The organism is Klenkia taihuensis, assembly GCF_900112525.1.
Lineage (GTDB): Bacteria > Actinomycetota > Actinomycetes > Mycobacteriales > Geodermatophilaceae > Klenkia > Klenkia taihuensis.
Genome location: NZ_FOMD01000003.1, coordinates 665,391 through 682,771 on the forward strand (window position 1 = coordinate 665,391; position 17,381 = coordinate 682,771).

16 protein-coding genes are annotated in these 17,381 nt (G+C 75.3%); 8 read left to right on the plus strand and 8 right to left on the minus strand.

Annotation, left to right across the window (positions count from 1 at the left end; all coding sequences use genetic code 11):
• Positions 1-2: 2 nt before the first annotated feature.
• Both BM158_RS15330 and BM158_RS15335 read right to left on the minus strand, forming a co-directional pair.
• Entirely contained in the window at positions 3-2,360 is a 2,358-nt protein-coding gene (locus BM158_RS15330) for a glycoside hydrolase family 65 protein (protein ID WP_091560770.1), read from the minus strand.
• The gene (locus BM158_RS15335; RefSeq protein ID WP_091560773.1) at positions 2,357-3,088 is read right to left on the minus strand and encodes an HAD family hydrolase; all 732 of its coding nucleotides are present in this window, start codon (positions 3,086-3,088) and stop codon (positions 2,357-2,359) included. The genes BM158_RS15330 and BM158_RS15335 overlap by 4 nt, the downstream gene beginning before the upstream one ends.
• Positions 3,089-3,195: 107 nt before the next feature.
• On the opposite strand from BM158_RS15335, the gene BM158_RS15340 reads away from it, so the two are divergent.
• Positions 3,196-3,729 carry a YbhB/YbcL family Raf kinase inhibitor-like protein gene (locus BM158_RS15340; protein ID WP_091560776.1) on the plus strand — a complete coding sequence of 178 codons (534 nt, stop codon included), beginning with the start codon at positions 3,196-3,198 and terminating at the stop codon, positions 3,727-3,729.
• Between the two features lie 95 nt (positions 3,730-3,824).
• Entirely contained in the window at positions 3,825-4,712 is an 888-nt protein-coding gene (locus BM158_RS15345; RefSeq protein ID WP_131802062.1) for a serine hydrolase family protein, read from the plus strand.
• Here the strand turns inward: BM158_RS15345 and BM158_RS15350 are convergent.
• Complete coding sequence (locus tag BM158_RS15350; RefSeq protein ID WP_091560783.1) at positions 4,702-5,526, minus strand: GNAT family N-acetyltransferase; 825 nt, start codon at positions 5,524-5,526, stop codon at positions 4,702-4,704. The genes BM158_RS15345 and BM158_RS15350 overlap by 11 nt on opposite strands.
• 89 nt (positions 5,527-5,615) lie before the next feature.
• On the opposite strand from BM158_RS15350, the gene coaA reads away from it, so the two are divergent.
• The gene (gene coaA / locus BM158_RS15355) at positions 5,616-6,578 is read left to right on the plus strand and encodes a type I pantothenate kinase (RefSeq protein WP_091561389.1); all 963 of its coding nucleotides are present in this window, start codon (positions 5,616-5,618) and stop codon (positions 6,576-6,578) included.
• A gap of 13 nt (positions 6,579-6,591) precedes the next feature.
• Here coaA and BM158_RS15360 read toward each other — a convergent pair whose 3' ends face one another.
• Positions 6,592-7,017, minus strand: a complete 426-nt coding sequence (locus tag BM158_RS15360; protein ID WP_091561393.1) for a VOC family protein — start codon at positions 7,015-7,017, stop codon at positions 6,592-6,594.
• A gap of 48 nt (positions 7,018-7,065) precedes the next feature.
• On the opposite strand from BM158_RS15360, the gene BM158_RS15365 reads away from it, so the two are divergent.
• Complete coding sequence (locus tag BM158_RS15365) at positions 7,066-7,533, plus strand: tetratricopeptide repeat protein (RefSeq protein WP_091560787.1); 468 nt, start codon at positions 7,066-7,068, stop codon at positions 7,531-7,533.
• Here the strand turns inward: BM158_RS15365 and BM158_RS15370 are convergent.
• Positions 7,509-8,105 carry a DinB family protein gene (locus BM158_RS15370; RefSeq protein ID WP_091560791.1) on the minus strand — a complete coding sequence of 199 codons (597 nt, stop codon included), beginning with the start codon at positions 8,103-8,105 and terminating at the stop codon, positions 7,509-7,511. The two genes, BM158_RS15365 and BM158_RS15370, sit on opposite strands and share 25 nt — an antisense overlap.
• Before the next feature lie 64 nt (positions 8,106-8,169).
• On the opposite strand from BM158_RS15370, the gene BM158_RS15375 reads away from it, so the two are divergent.
• Together BM158_RS15375 and BM158_RS15380 are read left to right on the plus strand one after the other, a co-directional pair.
• Entirely contained in the window at positions 8,170-8,580 is a 411-nt protein-coding gene (locus BM158_RS15375) for a VOC family protein (RefSeq protein ID WP_091561399.1), read from the plus strand.
• 16 nt (positions 8,581-8,596) lie between these two features.
• On the plus strand, positions 8,597-10,036 hold the full coding sequence (locus BM158_RS15380; protein ID WP_091560794.1) for an aminopeptidase P N-terminal domain-containing protein: 1,440 nt from the start codon (positions 8,597-8,599) through the stop codon (positions 10,034-10,036).
• Here BM158_RS15380 and BM158_RS15385 read toward each other — a convergent pair.
• Together BM158_RS15385 and BM158_RS15390 are read right to left on the minus strand one after the other, a co-directional pair.
• Positions 10,018-10,695, minus strand: coding sequence for a response regulator (locus BM158_RS15385; protein WP_091560800.1), 678 nt, complete (start codon positions 10,693-10,695; stop codon positions 10,018-10,020). The genes BM158_RS15380 and BM158_RS15385 overlap by 19 nt on opposite strands.
• Positions 10,692-12,314 carry a sensor histidine kinase gene (locus tag BM158_RS15390; RefSeq protein ID WP_207506620.1) on the minus strand — a complete coding sequence of 541 codons (1,623 nt, stop codon included), beginning with the start codon at positions 12,312-12,314 and terminating at the stop codon, positions 10,692-10,694. Before BM158_RS15390 ends, BM158_RS15385 begins: the two co-directional genes overlap by 4 nt.
• 157 nt (positions 12,315-12,471) lie before the next feature.
• On the opposite strand from BM158_RS15390, the gene BM158_RS15395 reads away from it, so the two are divergent.
• On the plus strand, positions 12,472-13,887 hold the full coding sequence (locus BM158_RS15395; protein WP_091560804.1) for a CitMHS family transporter: 1,416 nt from the start codon (positions 12,472-12,474) through the stop codon (positions 13,885-13,887).
• Between the two features lie 11 nt (positions 13,888-13,898).
• The gene (locus BM158_RS15400; RefSeq protein WP_091560807.1) at positions 13,899-14,279 is read left to right on the plus strand and encodes a universal stress protein; all 381 of its coding nucleotides are present in this window, start codon (positions 13,899-13,901) and stop codon (positions 14,277-14,279) included.
• A gap of 108 nt (positions 14,280-14,387) precedes the next feature.
• On the opposite strand, the gene gcvP is transcribed toward BM158_RS15400, so the two are convergent.
• Positions 14,388-17,372: an aminomethyl-transferring glycine dehydrogenase gene (gcvP, locus tag BM158_RS15405; protein WP_091560808.1), complete on the minus strand. Its 2,985-nt coding sequence runs from the start codon at positions 17,370-17,372 to the stop codon at positions 14,388-14,390.
• Positions 17,373-17,381 lie beyond the last annotated feature (9 nt).

The window sequence follows — 17,381 nt, forward strand, 5'->3', positions numbered from 1 at the left end:
CGTCAGCGCCCCCGGCGGCGGGGCGCGCAGTGCGTGGGCTGGCGGACCGGCTCGACCTGCGGGGCCGGCGGCACCTCCCGGACGACCTCGGCCGAGGTGACCGTGATCGGCTCCCCGTGGTGGGTGATCTCCAGGTCCTCGCCGGACACGAGCTGGTAGACGGCCTGCTCCTGGGTGATCCGGACCCGCAGGCAGCGGCCGCGGTAGACCACCCGGAAGCCCAGCCCGGTCAGCCGGGAGGGCAGCCGCGGGGCGAAGGACAGCTGCCCGTCGTGGTCGCGCATGCCGCCGAACCCGGCCACCGCGACGGTCCAGCCGCCGGCCAGCGAGGCGATGTGCAGGCCGTGCCCGGAGTTGCCGTGCAGGTTCTGCAGGTCGGTGAGCGCGGCCTCGCCCCAGTAGTCGTAGGCCAGGTCCAGCTGCCCGACCTCGGCGGCCACCACGGCCTGCTGCGCCGCCGACAGCGAGGAGTCCCGCACGGTGCGGGCCTCGTAGTAGGCGAAGTCGGCGACCTTCTGCTCGTGGGTGAAGGCGTCGCCGCGCAGGTGCAGCGCCATGACCAGGTCGGCCTGCTTGACCACCTGCTTGCGGTAGATCTCGAAGTAGGGGTAGTGCAGCAGCAGCGGGTACCTGTCCGGCGGGGTGCCGTCGAAGTCCCACTCCTGGTGCCGGGTGAAGCCCTCGCTGGTCATGTGCACGCCGAGCTCGTCGTCGAACGGGATGCGCATGTGGTCGGCGGCCTCGCGCCACCCGGCGACCTCGTCGTCGGTGACCTGCAGCCGGGCCGCGACCTCGGGACGGCGGGCGACCGCGGCGGCGGCCTCGCGCAGGTTCCGCTGCGCCATGAGGTTGGTGTAGACGTTGTTGTCGACCACGGCGGTGTACTCGTCGGGGCCGGTGACGCCGTCGATGCGGAAGCCCCGTCCGTCGTCCATGTGGCCCAGCGAGGCCCACAACCGGGCGGTCTCGACCAGCATCTCGGTGCCGTGGTCGACGTCGAAGGAGTCGTCCTGGGTGGCGTGCCAGTACCGGGCGACGGCGTCGGCGATGTCGGCGTTGACGTGGAAGGCGGCGGTGCCGGCCGGCCAGTAGCCGCTGGTCTCCTCGCCGCGGATCGTGCGCCACGGGAACGCCGCGCCCTGCTGGCCCAGCACCCGGGCGCGCTCGCGGGCCAGGTCCAGGGTCGACCAGCGCCAGATCAGGGCGTCGCGGACGGCCTCGGGCGCGGTGTAGGTGAGCACCGGCAGCACGTAGGTCTCGGTGTCCCAGAAGGCGTGCCCGTCGTAGCCCGGGCCGGTGAGCCCCTTGGCCGGGATCGGCTGCCGTTCGGCGCGCAGCCCGGCCTGCAGGACGTGGAACATGCCCACCCGCACGGCCTGCTGCAGCTCGTCGTCGCCCTCGATGGTGACGTCGGCCTGCGCCCAGTGCCCGTCCAGCAGCTCCCGCTGCTCGCTGACCAGCCGCTCCCAGCCGGCCAGCTTGGCGATGCCCAGGACCCCCTCGACCTGGTCGCGGACGGCGGCCGCGGACCGTCGGGAGGACCAGCCGTAGGCCAGGTACTTGGTCAGCCGGAGCTTCTCCCCCGCCGGCAGCCGTGCGGCCAGGGTGTAGCGGGCCAGGTCCGCCGACACCTCCAGCTCCTCGTTGGCGCTGTCGGGGGTGAGCACGTCGTGGTCCATGCCGGCGGCCATCCGCAGCCCGCTGGTCTTGGTGCGGTGCACCAGGACGGCGTGCCGGCCCTTGCCGGTGTGCTGCTCGGAGACCAGCGGCTTGCGCAGCGCGGCGGCCGCGCGCGGGTCGTCGGAGCCTGAGTTCTCCACCACCTCGTTGGCCAGCAGGTCCGACTGCAGCGCCACGTACAGGTCGCCGCCGTCGTCGGTGCAGCGCACCTCGTAGCGGATCGCGGCGATGGAGCGGCGGGTCAGCGACACCAGCCGGGTGCTCTTCACCTCGACGGTGCGGCCGTTGGGCGAGCGCCACTCGGTGCACCGCTCCAGCACACCCGCGCGCAGGTCCAGGGTGCGGCGGTGGGCCACGACGTGGCCGTAGTCCAGGTCCAGCGGGGAGTCCCCGACCAGCAGCCGGATCAGCTTGCCGTCGGTGACGTTGACGACGGTCTGGCCCATCTCGGGAAACCCGTAGCCGGCCTCGGCGTAGGGCAGCGGCCGCTCCTCGAAGTAGCCGTTGAGGTAGGTGCCGGGGACGACGGAGGGCTCCCCCTCCTCCAGCGTGCCCCGCATGCCGATGTGCCCGTTGGCGAGCGCGAACACCGACTCGTTGACCGCCAGGCTCGCGTGGTCGATCGAGGTCTCGGTCAGCGCCCAGGGCTCGATCGGGAAGTGCGCCCGCCCCTCGGTCACGACCGGTCCTCCAGCAGGTCCGCCAGGTCGGTGACGACGACGTCGGCGCCGTGCGCGCGCAGCTCCTCGGCCTGGCCCACCCGGTCCACGCCGACGACGAAGCCGAACTCCCCGGCGCGGCCGGCCTCCACGCCGGACTGCGCGTCCTCGAACACCGCGGCCTCGGCCGGTTCCAGGCCCAGCGCGCGGGCACCGGCCAGGAAGGTGTCGGGGGCGGGCTTGCCGCGGTAGCCCTCGCGCGCCCGGACGACGCCGTCGATGCGGGCGTCGACCAGGTCGGCGAACCCGCCGGCGGCGACTACCTTCTCCCCGTTCGCCGAGGCGGTGACGACGGCGACCGGCAGGCCGGCGTCCTTCACCGCGCGGAGGTAGCGCATCGAGCCGTCGTAGACGTCCACGCCGTGCTCGTCGAGCTCGGCCTGCACCAGGTCGTTCTTGCGGGTGGCCACGCCGCGGACGGTCTGCGCGTCCGGGCCGTCGTCGTCGCTGCCCTCGGGCAGGTCGATGTCCCGGGAGGCCAGGAAGTCGCGGACGCCGTCCTCGCGGGGCTTGCCGTCGACGTAGCGCTGGTAGTCGGCGTCGGTGAACTCCGGCGCCTGCGGGTCCCGCGCACGCAGGAACTCGTCGAAGGTGCGTTTCCACGCGGCCTGGTGCACCGTCGCGGTCCGCGTGAGCACGCCGTCGAGGTCGAACAGGCAGCCGCGGATGGTCTCCGGTAGTCCCAGCACGAGGGGGACGGTACGGGTGGATCACCACGCTTTCCCGTCGAGCGGGCCCGGCGTCCCCCTCCTAGGTTGGGTGCGACCGATCCGTCGACGTCCGAGGAGGACCAGCGATGTCCCGACCCACCCCGCCGAACCCCTACGACTTCCTGCCGGAGGTCCCCGAGTTCACCGTGACCAGCGGCGACGTCCGCGACGGCGAGGTGCTGGGGCGCGAGCAGGTCAGCGGGAAGATGGGTCTGGACGGCGAGGACCGCTCCCCGCACCTGTCCTGGTCGGAGTTCCCGGAGGCGACGAAGGGCTTCGCCGTCACCGTCTACGACCCCGACGCCCCCACCGCCAGCGGCTTCTGGCACTGGGCCGTGGCCGGCATCCCCGCGTCGGTGACCGAGCTGCCCTCGGGTGCGGCCGACGGGGGTTTGCCCGACGGTGCGGTGCAGCTGCGCAACGACGCCGGGTTCGCCGGGTTCGTCGGCGCCGCTCCCCCGGCCGGGCACGGGCCGCACCGCTACTACGTGGTGGTGCACGCGCTGGACACCGACGACCTCGGGGTGCCGGCCGACGCCACGCCGGCCTTCCTCGGGTTCAACCTGTTCAGCCACACCCTGGCCCGGGCGGTCATCGTGCCGACGTACGAGGTGCCCTGACCCGTAACCTCCGCTTTACGCAGGTCCCGGGTTGGTGCGGGGCGCCCGCGGGTAGTTCAGGGTTCATGCGACGGTGGGGCGGGCGGACGGCGGTGGTGACCGCCGCCCTGGTGGCGGGTCTGCTGGTCGAGGTGGGCCCGGCCACCGCCGCGCCCGCCGTCGCCGCGCCGGTCCCCCGCCCGGCCGCGGTCGCCCCGGCCGACCGGTTCGCCGCCGACCCGACCGCCGCCGGGCCGTCCCCGGCCCAGGCCGCCCGCGCCGCGTTCGGTCCGGTCGGGTCACTGGTGGTCGTGGTCGCCCCCGACGAGCCCCGGCGGCCACCGGGCACCAGCGCGGACGCCGCCGCCCGGGCGACGGAGGGGACGTCGGTGGCCGGGAGCGCCGACGTCCCCGTGCCGACCGCGTCCCTGGTGAAGCTGTACCTGGCCGAGGGCATCCTGGCCGGGGCCCGCACCGCCGGGCGGGCGGTGCCCCCCGAGGACCTGGCCCGGGTCGAGGCCATGCTCACCAGCTCCGACGACCCGTCGGCGTCCGAGCTCTGGGTGGCCTACGACGGCCCGGCGGTGCTCGCCGACGTCGTGGCCCGGTACGGGCTCACCGGCACCGGCCCGCCCACCCCCGACCCCGGCGCCTGGGGGTCCACCCGGTCGTCGGCGGCGGACCTGGCGCGGTTCCTGACCGCGCTGCCCGAGGTGGCGCACCCCGACGACGCCGCGCTGCTGCTGGGTGCCCTGGGCCGGGCGACGCCCACGGGCGCGGACGGCTTCGACCAGTCCTTCGGGTTGCTCTCCCCCGCCGTGGACGGCGTGGAGGCCGCCAAGCAGGGCTGGATGTGCTGCGTGGACGACGTCGCGCACCTGCACTCGGTGGGCCTGGCCGGGGACCGGGTGGTCGTGCTGCTCGCCGCGTTCCCGCCCGGGACGGACTGGGCCGTGGCCCGGGCCGCCCTGGACGCCGCCGCGGCGGCCGCGCTCAGCCGCTGACGCGCTCGGCGACCAGGGTGGTGCCGATGCGGGCGAAGCCGACGCGCTCGTAGACGCGGGCGACGTCGTCGTCCCCGGCGGCGAGGAAGACCGTCTCCACCGTCTCCCGTGCGTGCTCGACCAGCACCGAGGCCAGGCCGGCCCCCAGCCCGCGGCCGCGGTACCGGGGCAGCGTCGCGACGCCGACGATCTCGCTCATGCCGTGGCCGTCGACGTCCTGCGGCTGGTGGGAGCCGACCGCGACCGGGGTGCCGTCCTCGACGGCGATCATCATCACCGTGCGGCCGGCGGCGATCCGCTCGCGCAGCACGCTGGTGGGCTGCGGCGGGTCGACCAGGCGGTCGGGGGCGGCACCGGGAGCCGAGGACACCGGCCCCTCGGCGGCACCGACGGGGACCGCGAAGGCCAGCTGGGCCAGCCGCTGGTAGGTCGCCAGCTGCGGGTCGTCGGCACCGACCAGGTAGAACCGCACACCCTCGGGCAGGGTCACCTCGACGTCGTCGACGGCGACCAGCAGCGGCAGCTCGTCCACGCCGAGGCCGGCCGCGCGCACGGCGTGGCCCAGGCCCGGGTTGCGCTGGGCGAACCACTCGACCGCCTCGGGCAGGTCGGCGGTGCGCTGGACGGCCAGCGCCTGCTCGACGTCGTCCTGGCCGACCGGGCCGCCGCCGGGGACCGGCCGGGCCGGGTAGGGCCACTCGGGGGTGCCGACCGGCACGGCCAGCCCACCCACCGTGCGCACGGGGGTGTCGGGCAGGGGCGACTGCGCGAAGTACCGCTCGATGCGGTCCAGCAGGCCCGGTCGGGTCGGCACACCCGAACCCTAGACGCGCCCGGCCCGGCCCACCCCGCGGCGGGGCCGGAGCCCACCCGGGCGAGGTGGGCGGCCTGCCGATGGGCACCATGGTCGCCGTGACGGACGCCGCCCGCAGCCACCCCTCGCCCTACGCGGCGTTCGACCGGGCGCAGTGGCGGGCGTTGGCCGACGGGCAGGAGCTGCCGCTGGACGCCGAGCAGCTGGCCCGGCTGGCCTCCCTCGGCGACCGGATCGACCTGGAGGAGGTCCGCACCGTCTACCTGCCCCTGGCCCGGCTGCTCGCCCTGCACGTGGCCGCCAGCCGCCGGCTGTGGACCGCGCAGTCGGCGTTCCTGGGGGCCCGCACGGCCAAGGTGCCCTACGTCATCGCCGTCGCCGGCAGCGTCGCGGTGGGCAAGAGCACCACGGCCCGACTGCTGCAGGTGCTGCTGGCCGCCCAGCCGGACACCCCGCGGGTCGACCTGGTCACCACCGACGGGTTCCTGCACCCCAACGCAGTGCTCGAGGCCCGCGGGCAGCTCGGCCGCAAGGGTTTCCCGGAGACCTACGACCGGCGCGCGCTGCTGCGGTTCCTGGCCGACGTCAAGAGCGGCCGGGGCACCGTGAGCGCGCCGCTGTACTCCCACCAGAGCTACGACGTGCTGCCCGACGAGCGGCAGGTCGTCGACACCCCCGACGTGCTGGTCCTCGAGGGCCTCAACGTGCTGCAGGCGGGCAACCGCGCCGACGGCCGGGTGCCCGAGGTCTTCCTGTCCGACTTCTTCGACTTCTCCGTCTACGTCGACGCCGCCGAGGCCGACGTGGAGCGCTGGTACGTCGAGCGCTTCCACGCCCTGCGCCGCACCGCCTTCCAGGACGAGCACGCCTACTTCCACCGCTTCGCCGACCTGACCGACGCCGAGGCCACCGAGACCGCGCGCGGCATCTGGGCGGCGGTGAACGGGCCCAACCTGCGCACCAACATCGCGCCCACCCGGTCGCGGGCCCGGCTCGTGCTGCAGAAGGCGGCAGACCACGCGGTGCGCCGGGTGCTGCTGCGCAAGCTCTGACCCCGGCGGGCAGCTAGTCGGGCAGCTGGGCCCGGCCGGCGTCGTCGAGCGGCCAGGCCGGGTTGTGCGCGATCTCCCAGCGGTGCCCGTCGGGGTCGGCGAAGACCCCGTTGTAGCCGCCCCAGAAGGTCTCGCTGCCCGCCCGCAGCACGGTGCCGTCCGCCGCGGCCGCCTCCGCCAGGACGGCGTCGACCTCCGCCGGGGACCCGACGTTGTGCGCCAGGGTGGTGCCGCCCCAGCCGCCGTGGTCGTCGGGCACCTCGGAGTCGGCGGCCAGCTCCGCCCGCGACCACAGCCCGAGGTGGGTGCCCGCACCCTGCAGGAACGCGACCTCGTCGGTGGACTGACTGGACTCCCGCCAGCCGAGCGCCTCGTAGAAGGCGCGGGCACGCGGCAGGTCGGTGGTACCGAGGGTGACGAGGCTGATGAAGGGTCTCATGGCGCCGACCCTGGCACGGACCACCGACAGGTCGGGCATGCTCGCCGCGTGGACTGGGAGCAGCAGGTGGCGCAGCTGTGGGCCGGGGACGTCGACGCCCCGGACTTCGTCGAGCGCGCGGCCGCGGTGGCGCAGGCGTGCCCGTACGACGACGGGTCGGGGCTGTTCGAGCTCGCCGGTGCCCACGACTCGACCGGCTCGCCCGCCGAGGCGGTGCCGCGCTACCGGGAGGCACTGGCCCGCGGCCTGACCGGGGTGCGCCGGCGCCGGGCGACGATCCAGCTGGCCAGCTCGCTGCGCAACCTGGGTGACCCGGCGGCCGGGGTGGCGCTGCTGGAGCCCGAGCTCGCCGTGGACGACGAGCTGTCGGCCGCCGTGCGCGGGTTCCTGGCGCTGTGCCTGGCCGACACCGGTCGCGAGCGCGCGGCGCTCGGCCTGGCCCTCGGTGCGCTCGCCCCGACGCAGCCGCGCTACCAGCGCTCGCTGGCCGCCTACGCCGAGGCCCTGGTCCGGTAGAGGTCGCGCAGCACGGTGATCTCGCTGCCGTGGTGGACCAGCTCGCGGTTCAGGTGCAGCACCAGGTGCGCGAACGGGGCCTGCTGGTCGATCTCGGTCGCCTGGCTGCGGCCGACCGTCCACATCTCGGCCTCGGTCAGCCCCTCCACACCGTCCCGCCAGCGACCGACCGCCTCGGTCAGCGCGGCCACCCCGGCCTCGGCGGTGGGGTGGGCCAGCACCAGGTCGTCGCGGCGCAGCCGGTGGCCGCCGAAGGTCCACTCCCACCGCTCGGCGAAGACCTCGACCAGGTGGGCGACCAGCCAGGCGATCGTCCGCGGCCCCGGGTCGTCAGGACCGTCCGGCCACTCCGCCACCCACTCCCCCGCCCCCACCGCGCGACGGGTGGTCCCGCCGCGCGGCGCGACCGACAGCGCCCCCGGGGCGGGCTCCCACAGGTACTCCTCGTCGGGGAGGTCCTGCAGGTGCTGGTGGAGGTCGAGCCAGGAGAAGCCCAGCTGACCGGTGACCAGCGAGACGACGTCGGGCCGGGACAGCACGTCCCAGTCGAACTCCGGGGATCCGTAGGCCATGGGCCCACCCTGGCACCGGCCCCGCCAGGACGGAACCGTCGGACCCCGGGTGCAGGGTGACGGCATGGTGACCCCCGTGATCCGCCAGGTGGTGCTCGACGGCACCGACGTGCGAAGGCTGGCCGAGTTCCACCGGCAGCTGTTCGGCTACGAGTACCGCCCCGGCGACGAGCCGCCGGCCGACGGGCCCGACGACCTCGAGTGGCTGGTGCTGCGCGGGCCCGGGGGCGCCGTGCAGCTGGCGTTCCAGCAGGTCGACGAGCTCACCCCGACCACCTGGCCGGACGACGCGGTGCCGATGCAGCTGCACCTGGACTGCTCGGTGCCCGACGTCGAGGCCCTGCAGGCGGTGCTCCACCGCGCGCTGGAGCTCGGCGGCACGTTGCGTCTCGACCGCAGCGAGGACCCCGACGAGCCGCTCTACGTGGTCGCGGACCCGGCCGGGCACCCGCTCTGCCTGTTCGTCGCGGCCTGACGGGAGACTGGGGTCCATGACCGAGACCCCCGACGCCACCCGGCGCGCACCGCACGACCAGGCCTTCGGCCCCTGGGTGCAGACCACGCTGGCTGACGGGTGGGACCCCGAACCCGAGGCGCGCCACCCCGCCGTCCCCGGTGCGGCGCAGGCCGCGGCCGCGCACCGCGCCCGGCTGCTGGCCGCCCTGCCCGGCCGCGCCGTCGTCGTCCCGTCCGGGCACGCCCCGGTCCGCGCCAACGACACGGTGTACGGCTTCCGGCCGGCCAGCGCCTACACCTGGCTGACCGGCGACCAGGCCGAGGGCGCCGTGCTGGTGCTGCGGCCCGACGGCGTGGCCACCGTCTACCTGCCGCCGTCGGCCGGCCCCGGCACGCTCACCTACGTCACCGACCGCCGCGAGGGCGCGCTGTGGGTCGGCGGCGTCCCCTCGGCGAGGACCACCGCGCAGCAGCTGCAGGTGCAGGTCCGCCCGCGCACCGAGCTGGCCGCCGACCTCGCCGCGCTCGACCGCCCCCGGCTGCTCGGTGGCGTCGAGCCCGACCTCGGCGCCGGCGACCCGGAGCTGGCCCGCACCGTCGACCGGCTGCGCGCGGTGAAGGACGACTGGGAGGTCGACCGGCTCGCCGAGGCCTGCGCGGCCACCGCCCGCGGGTTCGCCGACGTCGCCCGCGAGCTGCCCGGCCTGCTGGCCACCGGCGGCCGGCGCGGCGAGCGCTGGCTGGAGGGCACCTTCTGGCGGCGGGCCCGGCTGGAGGGCAACGACGTCGGCTACTCCTCCATCGTCGCGGCCGGTGCGCACGGCACCTCCCTGCACTGGGCCCCGGTCGACGGCGACATCCGCCCCGGCGAGCTGCTGCTGGCCGACATGGGCGTGGAGACGACCTCGCTCTACACCGCCGACGTCACCCGCACCTTCCCCGTCGACGGCACCTGGACCGGTGTGCAGCGGCGGGTCCACGGTGCCGTGCACGAGGCGCACCACGCCGGCATCGCCGAGGTCCGCGCCGGCAACCCGTTCCTGGCCGCGCACCTGGCCGCGCAGTGGGTGCTGGCCGACCACCTGCACCGCTGGGGGCTGATCGAGCACACCGCCGACGACGCCGTGCACCCCGACCTCGACCGGCCCGGCGCCGGGGCGCACCGGCGGTACACGCTGCACTCGACCAGCCACCTGCTGGGCCTGGACGTGCACGACTGCGCGAAGCTGGACGGGGCCGAGTACCTGGACACCGTGCTCGAGCCCGGGCACTGCCTCACCGTCGAGCCCGGGCTCTACTTCCAGGTCAACGACCGCACCGTGCCCGCCGAGCTGCGCGGGCTCGCCGTCCGGCTCGAGGACGACCTGGTGGTCACCGACGGCGCGCCCCGGGTCCTGTCCGACGCGCTGCCCACCGACGCCGACGGCCTCACCGCCTGGCTGGCCGACGCGCAGGCTCAGCCCTTCGGCGCGTAGCGCTGCTCGGGCCGGCCGGTGGTGCCGTAGCGCAGCTGCAGGTCCAGCCGGCCGTCGGCGTCCAGCGCCGCGAGGTGCCGCTGCGCCGTCGCCCGGGAGACCCCGGTGGCGGCGGCCAGCTCGGCGGCCGACCGCGGCTCACCGGCCTCCCGCAACGCCTGCAGCAGCAGGTCGCGGGTGGCCGAGGACGCCGTCCGGGCCGGCGCGCCGCCCTCGCCGCGCAGCGCGTGCAGAGCGGCGTCGGCGAGCTCCTGGTCCACCTCGAGCGCGTCGTCGAGCACCCGCCGGAACCGGGCGTAGGCCCGCAGCCGGGCCTGCAGCACCCGCTCGGGGAACGGCTTGACCAGGTAGCCCAGCGCACCGGCCCGCAGCGCCGCGCGGAAGGTGGGCAGCTCGGTGGCCGCGGACAGCACGAAGGCGTCGCAGTCCAGCTCGGGCAGCAGGCCGATGCCCGACCCGTCGGGCAGGTAGACGTCGACCAGCGCCAGGTCGAAGGGCGGTGCGCCGGAGCTGCGCCGGGCAGCCACCGCCGTCCGCGCGGCCGCCCGGGTGCCGGCGCGCGCGGCCACGGTGAACCCGGGGACGCCGGCCACCGCCCGCGCGTGCAGCTCGGCCACCCGGAAGTCGTCGTCGACCACCAGCACCGCGAAGTCGCTCACGTCGCCCCGCCCTCCTCCAGCACCCCGGGCAGCTCCACCACGAAGACCGCCCCGCCCAGCTCGCCGTCCCCACCGGCCGAGGCCAGCCGGGCCTCCCCGCCACGGGCCCGGGCCACCTGCCGCACCAGGCCCAGCCCGATGCCGCCCTCGCCCGAGGGCCGGGTGGTCACCCCGGGCTCGAAGACCCGGTCGCCCAGCTCCACCGGCACCCCGGCGCCGTTGTCGGCCACCGCGACCACCAGGGTCCTGCCGTCGGCGACCAGGTCCAGCTCGACCACGCCGTCGGGACGACCGGCCAGGGCGGTGACCGCGTTGTCGACCAGGTTGCCCAGCACGGTGGTGACGTCGACCGGGTCGGCGAGCCGGGCCCGCACCGACACCCCGCCGAGGCGCAGCTGCACGCCGCCCTCCCGGGCGTGCGCGGCCTTGGCCGCGACGAAGGCCTGCAGGTAGGGGTCGGCGACGGCGTCCAGGCCCTCGACGGCGGTGCCCAGTGGGCCGGTGCCCAGCAGCGTGTGCACGTACTCCCCCGCCTCCTCGGCACTGCCTGCGTCCAGCAGCCCGGAGACCAGGTGCAGCCGGTTGGCGAACTCGTGCCGCTGCGCCCGCAGCACGGTGCCGGCCTCGGCGACGGCGTCCAGCTGGCGGGTGAGCAGCTCGACGTCGGTGCGGTCGCGCAGGGTCAGCACGACGCCCAGCCCGCGGCCGTCGCGCTCCACCCGCCGGGACGAGCACAGCAGCGCCCGGTCGGCGAGCACGGTCAGCCGGGGCACGGGGTCGGGCTCGGCGGCCAGCGCGCGCAGCGCGAACGGCCAGTCCGCGGTCGGGTCACCGGGCTCCACGGGGCGGCCGAGCAGCCGGACGGCCTCCTCGTTGGCCAGCACCACGCGGCCGTCGGCGCCCACCGCCACCACGCCGTCACCGATGCCGTGCAGCACGGCCTCGTGGCCCTGCAGCAGCCCGCCGATCTCCTCGGGCTCCACGCCGTGGGTCAGCCGGCGCAGCCGGCGGGTGAGCAGCACCGCGCTGGCGATGCCGCCGAGCAGGGCCAGCGCGGCGGTGCCCCCGGCCAGCAGCGTCGCCTCCCGGGCCAGCCGGTCGACCTCCGCGACCGCGACGCCGACCGAGACCTCGCCGACCACCCGGTCGGACCCGGGCGCGCGCACCGGCACCTTCGCGCGGGCGGCGGGGCCGAGGGTGCCGGTGTCCTCCTCGACCACCTCGCCGCCGGCCAGCGGGACCGACGGGTCGCTGCTGACGCGCTGGCCCAGCCGGTCGGGCACCGGGTGGGCGATCCGCAGACCGCGGTCGTCGGTCACCACCACGAACAGGGCCCCCGTGCGCTCCCGGGCGTCCTCGGCCGCGGCCTGCACCGGCCCCTCGACCAGTGCGGCGGCCGGGGCCGGGGCGGCGTCGCTGGCGGCCTCGGCCCCGGCCCGCACGTCGTCGTCCTCGGCCACGCTGCGGGCGATGGCCAGCGCGAGCCGGCCGGCGTCCTGCTCCACCTGGCGCTGGAGCACCCAGGCCGAGCCGCCGAAGGCGACCACCAGCACCACGGCGACCAGCAGCACGAGCACGGCCAGCGTCTGGGTGGTGAACGACCAGCGCCGGGGGTGCACCCGGGCAGGCTACGCCGGGCGGTGCGCAGAACGCGCAGAACCAGCTCATCGCGGAGAACGGATCACTTCGCGCGCAAGCGCTGTGGCGCACGCCACCGCTCCTAGCGTCGCTGGCACCCAGGCCCGTGGGGGCCGTCACACACGATGAGGAGCACCGATGCTCGTCCTGCTCGGCTTCGGCATGGTCGCCGTGTTCATGGCCCTGATCCTGACCAAACGGCTCTCCCCCGTGGTGGCCCTGGTCCTGGTCCCGGTCACCTTCGCGGTCGTCGCGGGTGCGGGGATGGACCTCGGCGACGCGGTCGAGGAGCAGATCAGCGGCTTCGCGACCACCGCCGCGCTGCTGTTCTTCGCGATCATCTTCTTCGGCCTGATGATCGACGTCGGTCTGTTCGACCCGCTGATCCGCGGGATCCTCAGAGTCTGCGGCGACGACCCGGTGCGCGTGGTCGTCGGCACCGCGCTGCTGGCCGGCGTGGTCTCCCTGGACGGCGACGGCTCCACCACCTTCATCATCACCGTCTCGGCGATGCTGCCGATCTACCTGCGGCTGGGCCTGTCCCCGGTGACGCTCACCGTCGCGGCGAACCTGGCCAACGGCGTGTTCAACATCCTGCCCTGGGGCGGGCCGACCATCCGCGCCGCGACGGCGCTGGACGTCTCCCCCACCGAGCTGTTCAACCCGATGGTGCCGAGCATGGTCGCCGGCTTCGCGATGGTGCTCGTGCTGTCGGTGCTCATGGGCCTGGGCGAGCGGCGCCGGCTGGTGAAGAAGGGCATCTCGCTGACCGAGGTGCGTGAGCAGGAGCTGGCCGGGGTCGGCGCCTTCGTCTCCGGTGGGCCCGGTGGCGGCCGCCGTCCCGCCGTCCGCCCGACCGGAGGCACCGGGGACGCCGACCTGCCCGAGGAGCAGCCGGCCATCTCGGGCCTGGACCCGCACCGGCCGACGCTGCGGCCCAAGCTGCTGTGGTTCAACGCCGGCCTCACCGTCGCCCTGCTGGTCCTGCTCGGCATGGACGTCGTCCCGCTGTTCTTCGTCTTCATGGTCTTCGCCGCGATCGCCCTGGTGGTCAACTTCCCCAGCCCGGCCGAGCAGGGCGAGCGGATCAAGGAGCACGCCTCGAGCATCGTGGCGGTCGTCTCCATGGTGTTCGCCGCAGCCGTGCTGGTCGCCGTCCTCTCGGCCACCGGCATGGACACCGCGATGGCCAGCTGGATCGTCGACGTCGTCCCGGAGAGCTGGGGCCCGTACTTCGCCACCATCACCGCGGTGCTGTCGATGCCGCTGACGTTCTTCCTGACCAACGACGCCTTCTACTTCGGCGTGCTGCCGATCCTGAGCGAGGCCGCGGCCAACTACGGCATCACGCCGGTCGAGATGGCCCGGGCCTCGATCATCGGCCAGCCGGTCCACATGACCAGCCCGCTGGTGCCGGCCATGCTGCTGCTGGTCTCGCTGGCCAAGGTCGACCTGGCCGACCACCACAAGCGGGTCATCTGGCGCGCCGCGCTGTGCTCGCTGGCCATGCTCGCCGTCGCGCTGCTGCTCGGCGTCGTCCCCTTCCACGCCTGAGGAGCCCCGAGATGACCGCACCCGTCGTGATCGCCGTGAACGACCGCCCCGAGGGCGTCGCCGCCCTGCACTGGGGCCTGAAGCAGGCCCGCCGCCTGCAGACCTCCGCCGTGCTCGTCGCCTCCACCGGGGACACCCCGAGCGCGCCGGTGCACCTGTCCACCGCCACCCGGGAGCTGATCGCCAGCGCCGCCGAGGGCGTCGACCACGTGCTGCACGACCAGCCCGACGACGTCGCGCAGACGCTCATCACGCTGTCCGAGGACGCCGACATGGTGGTGCTGCCCGTGCGGCGGCGGTCGGTGACCATGAAGTTCCTGCTGGGCAGCAACGCGATGCGGGTGATCGCCGAGGCGCACTGCCCCGTGGTCACGGTGAAGTCCCCCGCCTGACCCGCGCCGCCGAGCCCAGGTATCGGAAGCTCCACCCGTCTCATCCGAGCCGACGGAGGGGGTAGAGCTTCCGATACCTGGGGAGGGCCGGCGGGCAGCCCAGGCGGGTCAGGCCTGGGCGACGGGCTCGCGGTCCACGCCGGCGGTCTCGGTCGCGCCCACGCCCTCGGGGTCGGCGTCACCGCGCACCGGGGCGGGCTCGACGTCCTCGAAAGCCTCCGGCGACGGGCAGGAGCAGACCAGGTTGCGGTCGCCGTAGGCCCCGTCGATCCGCCGCACCGGCGCCAGGTAGGCCCGGCCCACCAACGAGGGCAGCGGGTGGACGGCGACCTCGCGGCTGTAGGGCCGGTCCCAGTCGCGGGCGAGCATCGCCAGCGTGTGCGGGGCGTTGCGCAGCGGGTTGTCCGCGACGTCCCACTCCCCCGACTCCACCCGGGCGATCTCGCCGCGGATGGCGACCATCGCGTCGACGAAGCGGTCGAGCTCGCCGAGGTCCTCGCTCTCGGTCGGCTCCACCATCAGCGTGCCGTTCACCGGGAAGCTCATCGTCGGGGCGTGGAAGCCGTAGTCGACCAGCCGCTTGGCGATGTCGTCGTTGGTGACGCCGGTGGCCTTGGTGATCGGCCGGATGTCGAGGATGCACTCGTGGGCGACCAGGCCCTCGGCGCCGGTGTAGAGCACCGGGTAGTGCTCGCGCAGCCGGGCGGCGACGTAGTTGGCCGCCAGGATCGCGTGCTCGGTGGCCGAGCGCAGGCCGTCGGGGCCCATCAGCCGCAGGTACGCCCAGGAGATGGGCAGGATGCCGGCCGAGCCGAAGGGCGCGCCGGCGACCGCGGGGCCCTCGCCGCCGGTCGGCACCAGCGGGTGGCCCGGCAGGAAGGGCACCAGGTGCTCGGCCACGCCGATCGGGCCGACGCCGGGGCCACCGCCGCCGTGCGGGATGCAGAAGGTCTTGTGCAGGTTGAGGTGGCTGACGTCGGAGCCGAACCGGCCGGGACGGGCCAGCCCGACCAGGGCGTTGAGGTTGGCGCCGTCGACGTAGACCTGACCGCCGGCGTCGTGCACCGCGGCGCAGATGTCGGAGACCGCGGTCTCGAACACCCCGTGCGTGGACGGGTAGGTGATCATCAGCGCGGCCAGCCGCTCGGCGTGCTGCTCGACCTTGGCGCGCAGGTCCGCGACGTCGACGTTCCCCTGGTCGTCGCAGGCCACCACGACCACCCGCATGCCGGCCATGACGGCGGAGGCGGCGTTGGTGCCGTGCGCCGACGACGGGATGAGGCAGACGTCGCGCCGGTCGTCCCCGCGCGAGCGGTGGTAGCCGCGGATGGCCATCAGGCCGGCGAACTCGCCCTGCGAGCCGGCGTTGGGCTGCACGCTCACGGCGGCGTAGCCGGTGATCTCGGCCAGCCCGGTGCACAGCTCGTCGATCATCCGGGCGTAGCCGCGGGCCTGCTCGACCGGCGCGAAGGGGTGCAGGCCGGCGAACTCCGGCCAGGTGATGGCGGCCATCTCGGTGGCGGCGTTGAGCTTCATCGTGCACGAGCCCAGCGGGATCATCGTGCGGTCCAGCGCCAGGTCCTTGTCGCTCAGCGAGCGGAGGTAGCGCAGCAGCGCGGTCTCGCTGCGGTGCGCGGAGAAGACCGGGTGGGTCAGGTAGGCCGAGCGCCGGCGCAGCCCGGCCGGCAGCGCGTCGGTGGCGTCGTCGACCCCACCGGCCTCCACCCCGAAGGCGGCCGCGACGTCGCGCAGGGTGGCCACCGTGGTCGTCTCGTCGCAGGCCACGGCGACGGTGTCGGCGTCGACCAGCCGCAGGTTGATCCGGCGCTCCGCGGCGGCGGCGACCACCTCGGCGGCGCGACCGGGCACCCGGGCCAGCACGGTGTCGAAGAAGTGCTCGTGCACGACCTCGACACCACCGGTGCGCAGCCAGCCGGCCAGCGTCGTCGCGCAGCGGTGGGTGCGGGCGGCGATCGCGGCCAGGCCCTCGGGGCCGTGGTGGACCGCGTAGGCGCCGGCGATCACGGCGAGCAGCACCTGCGCGGTGCAGATGTTGCTGGTCGCCTTCTCCCGGCGGATGTGCTGCTCGCGGGTCTGCAGGGCCAAGCGGTAGGCGACGTCGCCGTCGGCGTCCACCGAGACCCCGACCAGCCGGCCCGGCAGCTGGCGGGCCAGGCCCTCGCGGACCGAGAGGTAGCCGGCGTGCGGGCCGCCGTAGGCCATCGGGACGCCGAAGCGCTGGGTGGTGCCGCACGCGACGTCGGCGCCCCACTCCCCCGGTGCCTCGACGAGCGTCAGCGCGAGCAGGTCCGCGGCCACGACGACGGCGGCGCCGGCCTCGTGCGCGGCGGCGGCCAGGGCGCGGTGGTCACGGACGGCCCCGGAGGCACCCGGGTAGGCCAGCAGGACGCCGAAGGCGCCGGCGGCGGGCAGGTCGGTGGGCCAGCCCCGGGACAGGTCGGCGACGTGCAGGCCGATGCCCAGCGGCTCGGCCCGGGTGCGCAGCACGGCCAGCGTCTGCGGCAGCGTGTCCTCGTCGACCACGAAGACGGCTGATCGATCTGCGCCACGCCCGCCCCCCGCACCGCCGGCCCGACGCACCAGGGTCATCGCCTCGGCCGCGGCGGTGGCCTCGTCCAGCATGGACGCCCCGGCCACCGGCAGGCCGGTCAGGTCGGCCACCGTGGTCTGGAAGTTGATCAGCGCCTCGAGCCGGCCCTGGCTGATCTCGGGCTGGTAGGGCGTGTAGGCGGTGTACCAGGCGGGGTTCTCCAGGATGCAGCGCTGGATGACCGCCGGCGTGGTGGTGCCGCTGTAGCCCAGCCCGATCATCGAGGTGAAGACCTCGTTGTCGGCGGCGCGCTCGCGCAGCGCGGCGAGCACCTCGGCCTCGCCGGACGCCGCCGGCAGGTCGAGGGCGGCGCGGTCGCGGACCACCTCGGGCACTGCGGCGTCGACCAGCGCGTCGAGCGACGGCTGACCCACGGCGGCGAGCATCCGCTCGACGTCGGCGGGGCGCGGGCCGATGTGCCGGGCGGCGAAGGCGCCGGTCGGCTGCAGTGCGTCCAGTGCGGGGAGCGGGAAGTCGACCACGCCCCGAAC

Excerpts from the sequence above, each read along its gene's own strand:
- BM158_RS15340 (WP_091560776.1), top strand. The coding sequence starts at position 3,196 with ATGTCCCGACCCACCCCGCCGAACCCCTACGACTTCCTGCCGGAGGTC.
- coaA (WP_091561389.1), top strand. The coding sequence starts at position 5,616 with ATGGTCGCCGTGACGGACGCCGCCCGCAGCCACCCCTCGCCCTACGCG.
- BM158_RS15360 (WP_091561393.1), bottom strand. The coding sequence starts at position 7,017 with ATGAGACCCTTCATCAGCCTCGTCACCCTCGGTACCACCGACCTGCCG.
- BM158_RS15370 (WP_091560791.1), bottom strand. The coding sequence starts at position 8,105 with ATGGCCTACGGATCCCCGGAGTTCGACTGGGACGTGCTGTCCCGGCCC.
- BM158_RS15375 (WP_091561399.1), top strand. The coding sequence starts at position 8,170 with ATGGTGACCCCCGTGATCCGCCAGGTGGTGCTCGACGGCACCGACGTG.
- BM158_RS15380 (WP_091560794.1), top strand. The coding sequence starts at position 8,597 with ATGACCGAGACCCCCGACGCCACCCGGCGCGCACCGCACGACCAGGCC.
- BM158_RS15395 (WP_091560804.1), top strand. The coding sequence starts at position 12,472 with ATGCTCGTCCTGCTCGGCTTCGGCATGGTCGCCGTGTTCATGGCCCTG.
- BM158_RS15400 (WP_091560807.1), top strand. The coding sequence starts at position 13,899 with ATGACCGCACCCGTCGTGATCGCCGTGAACGACCGCCCCGAGGGCGTC.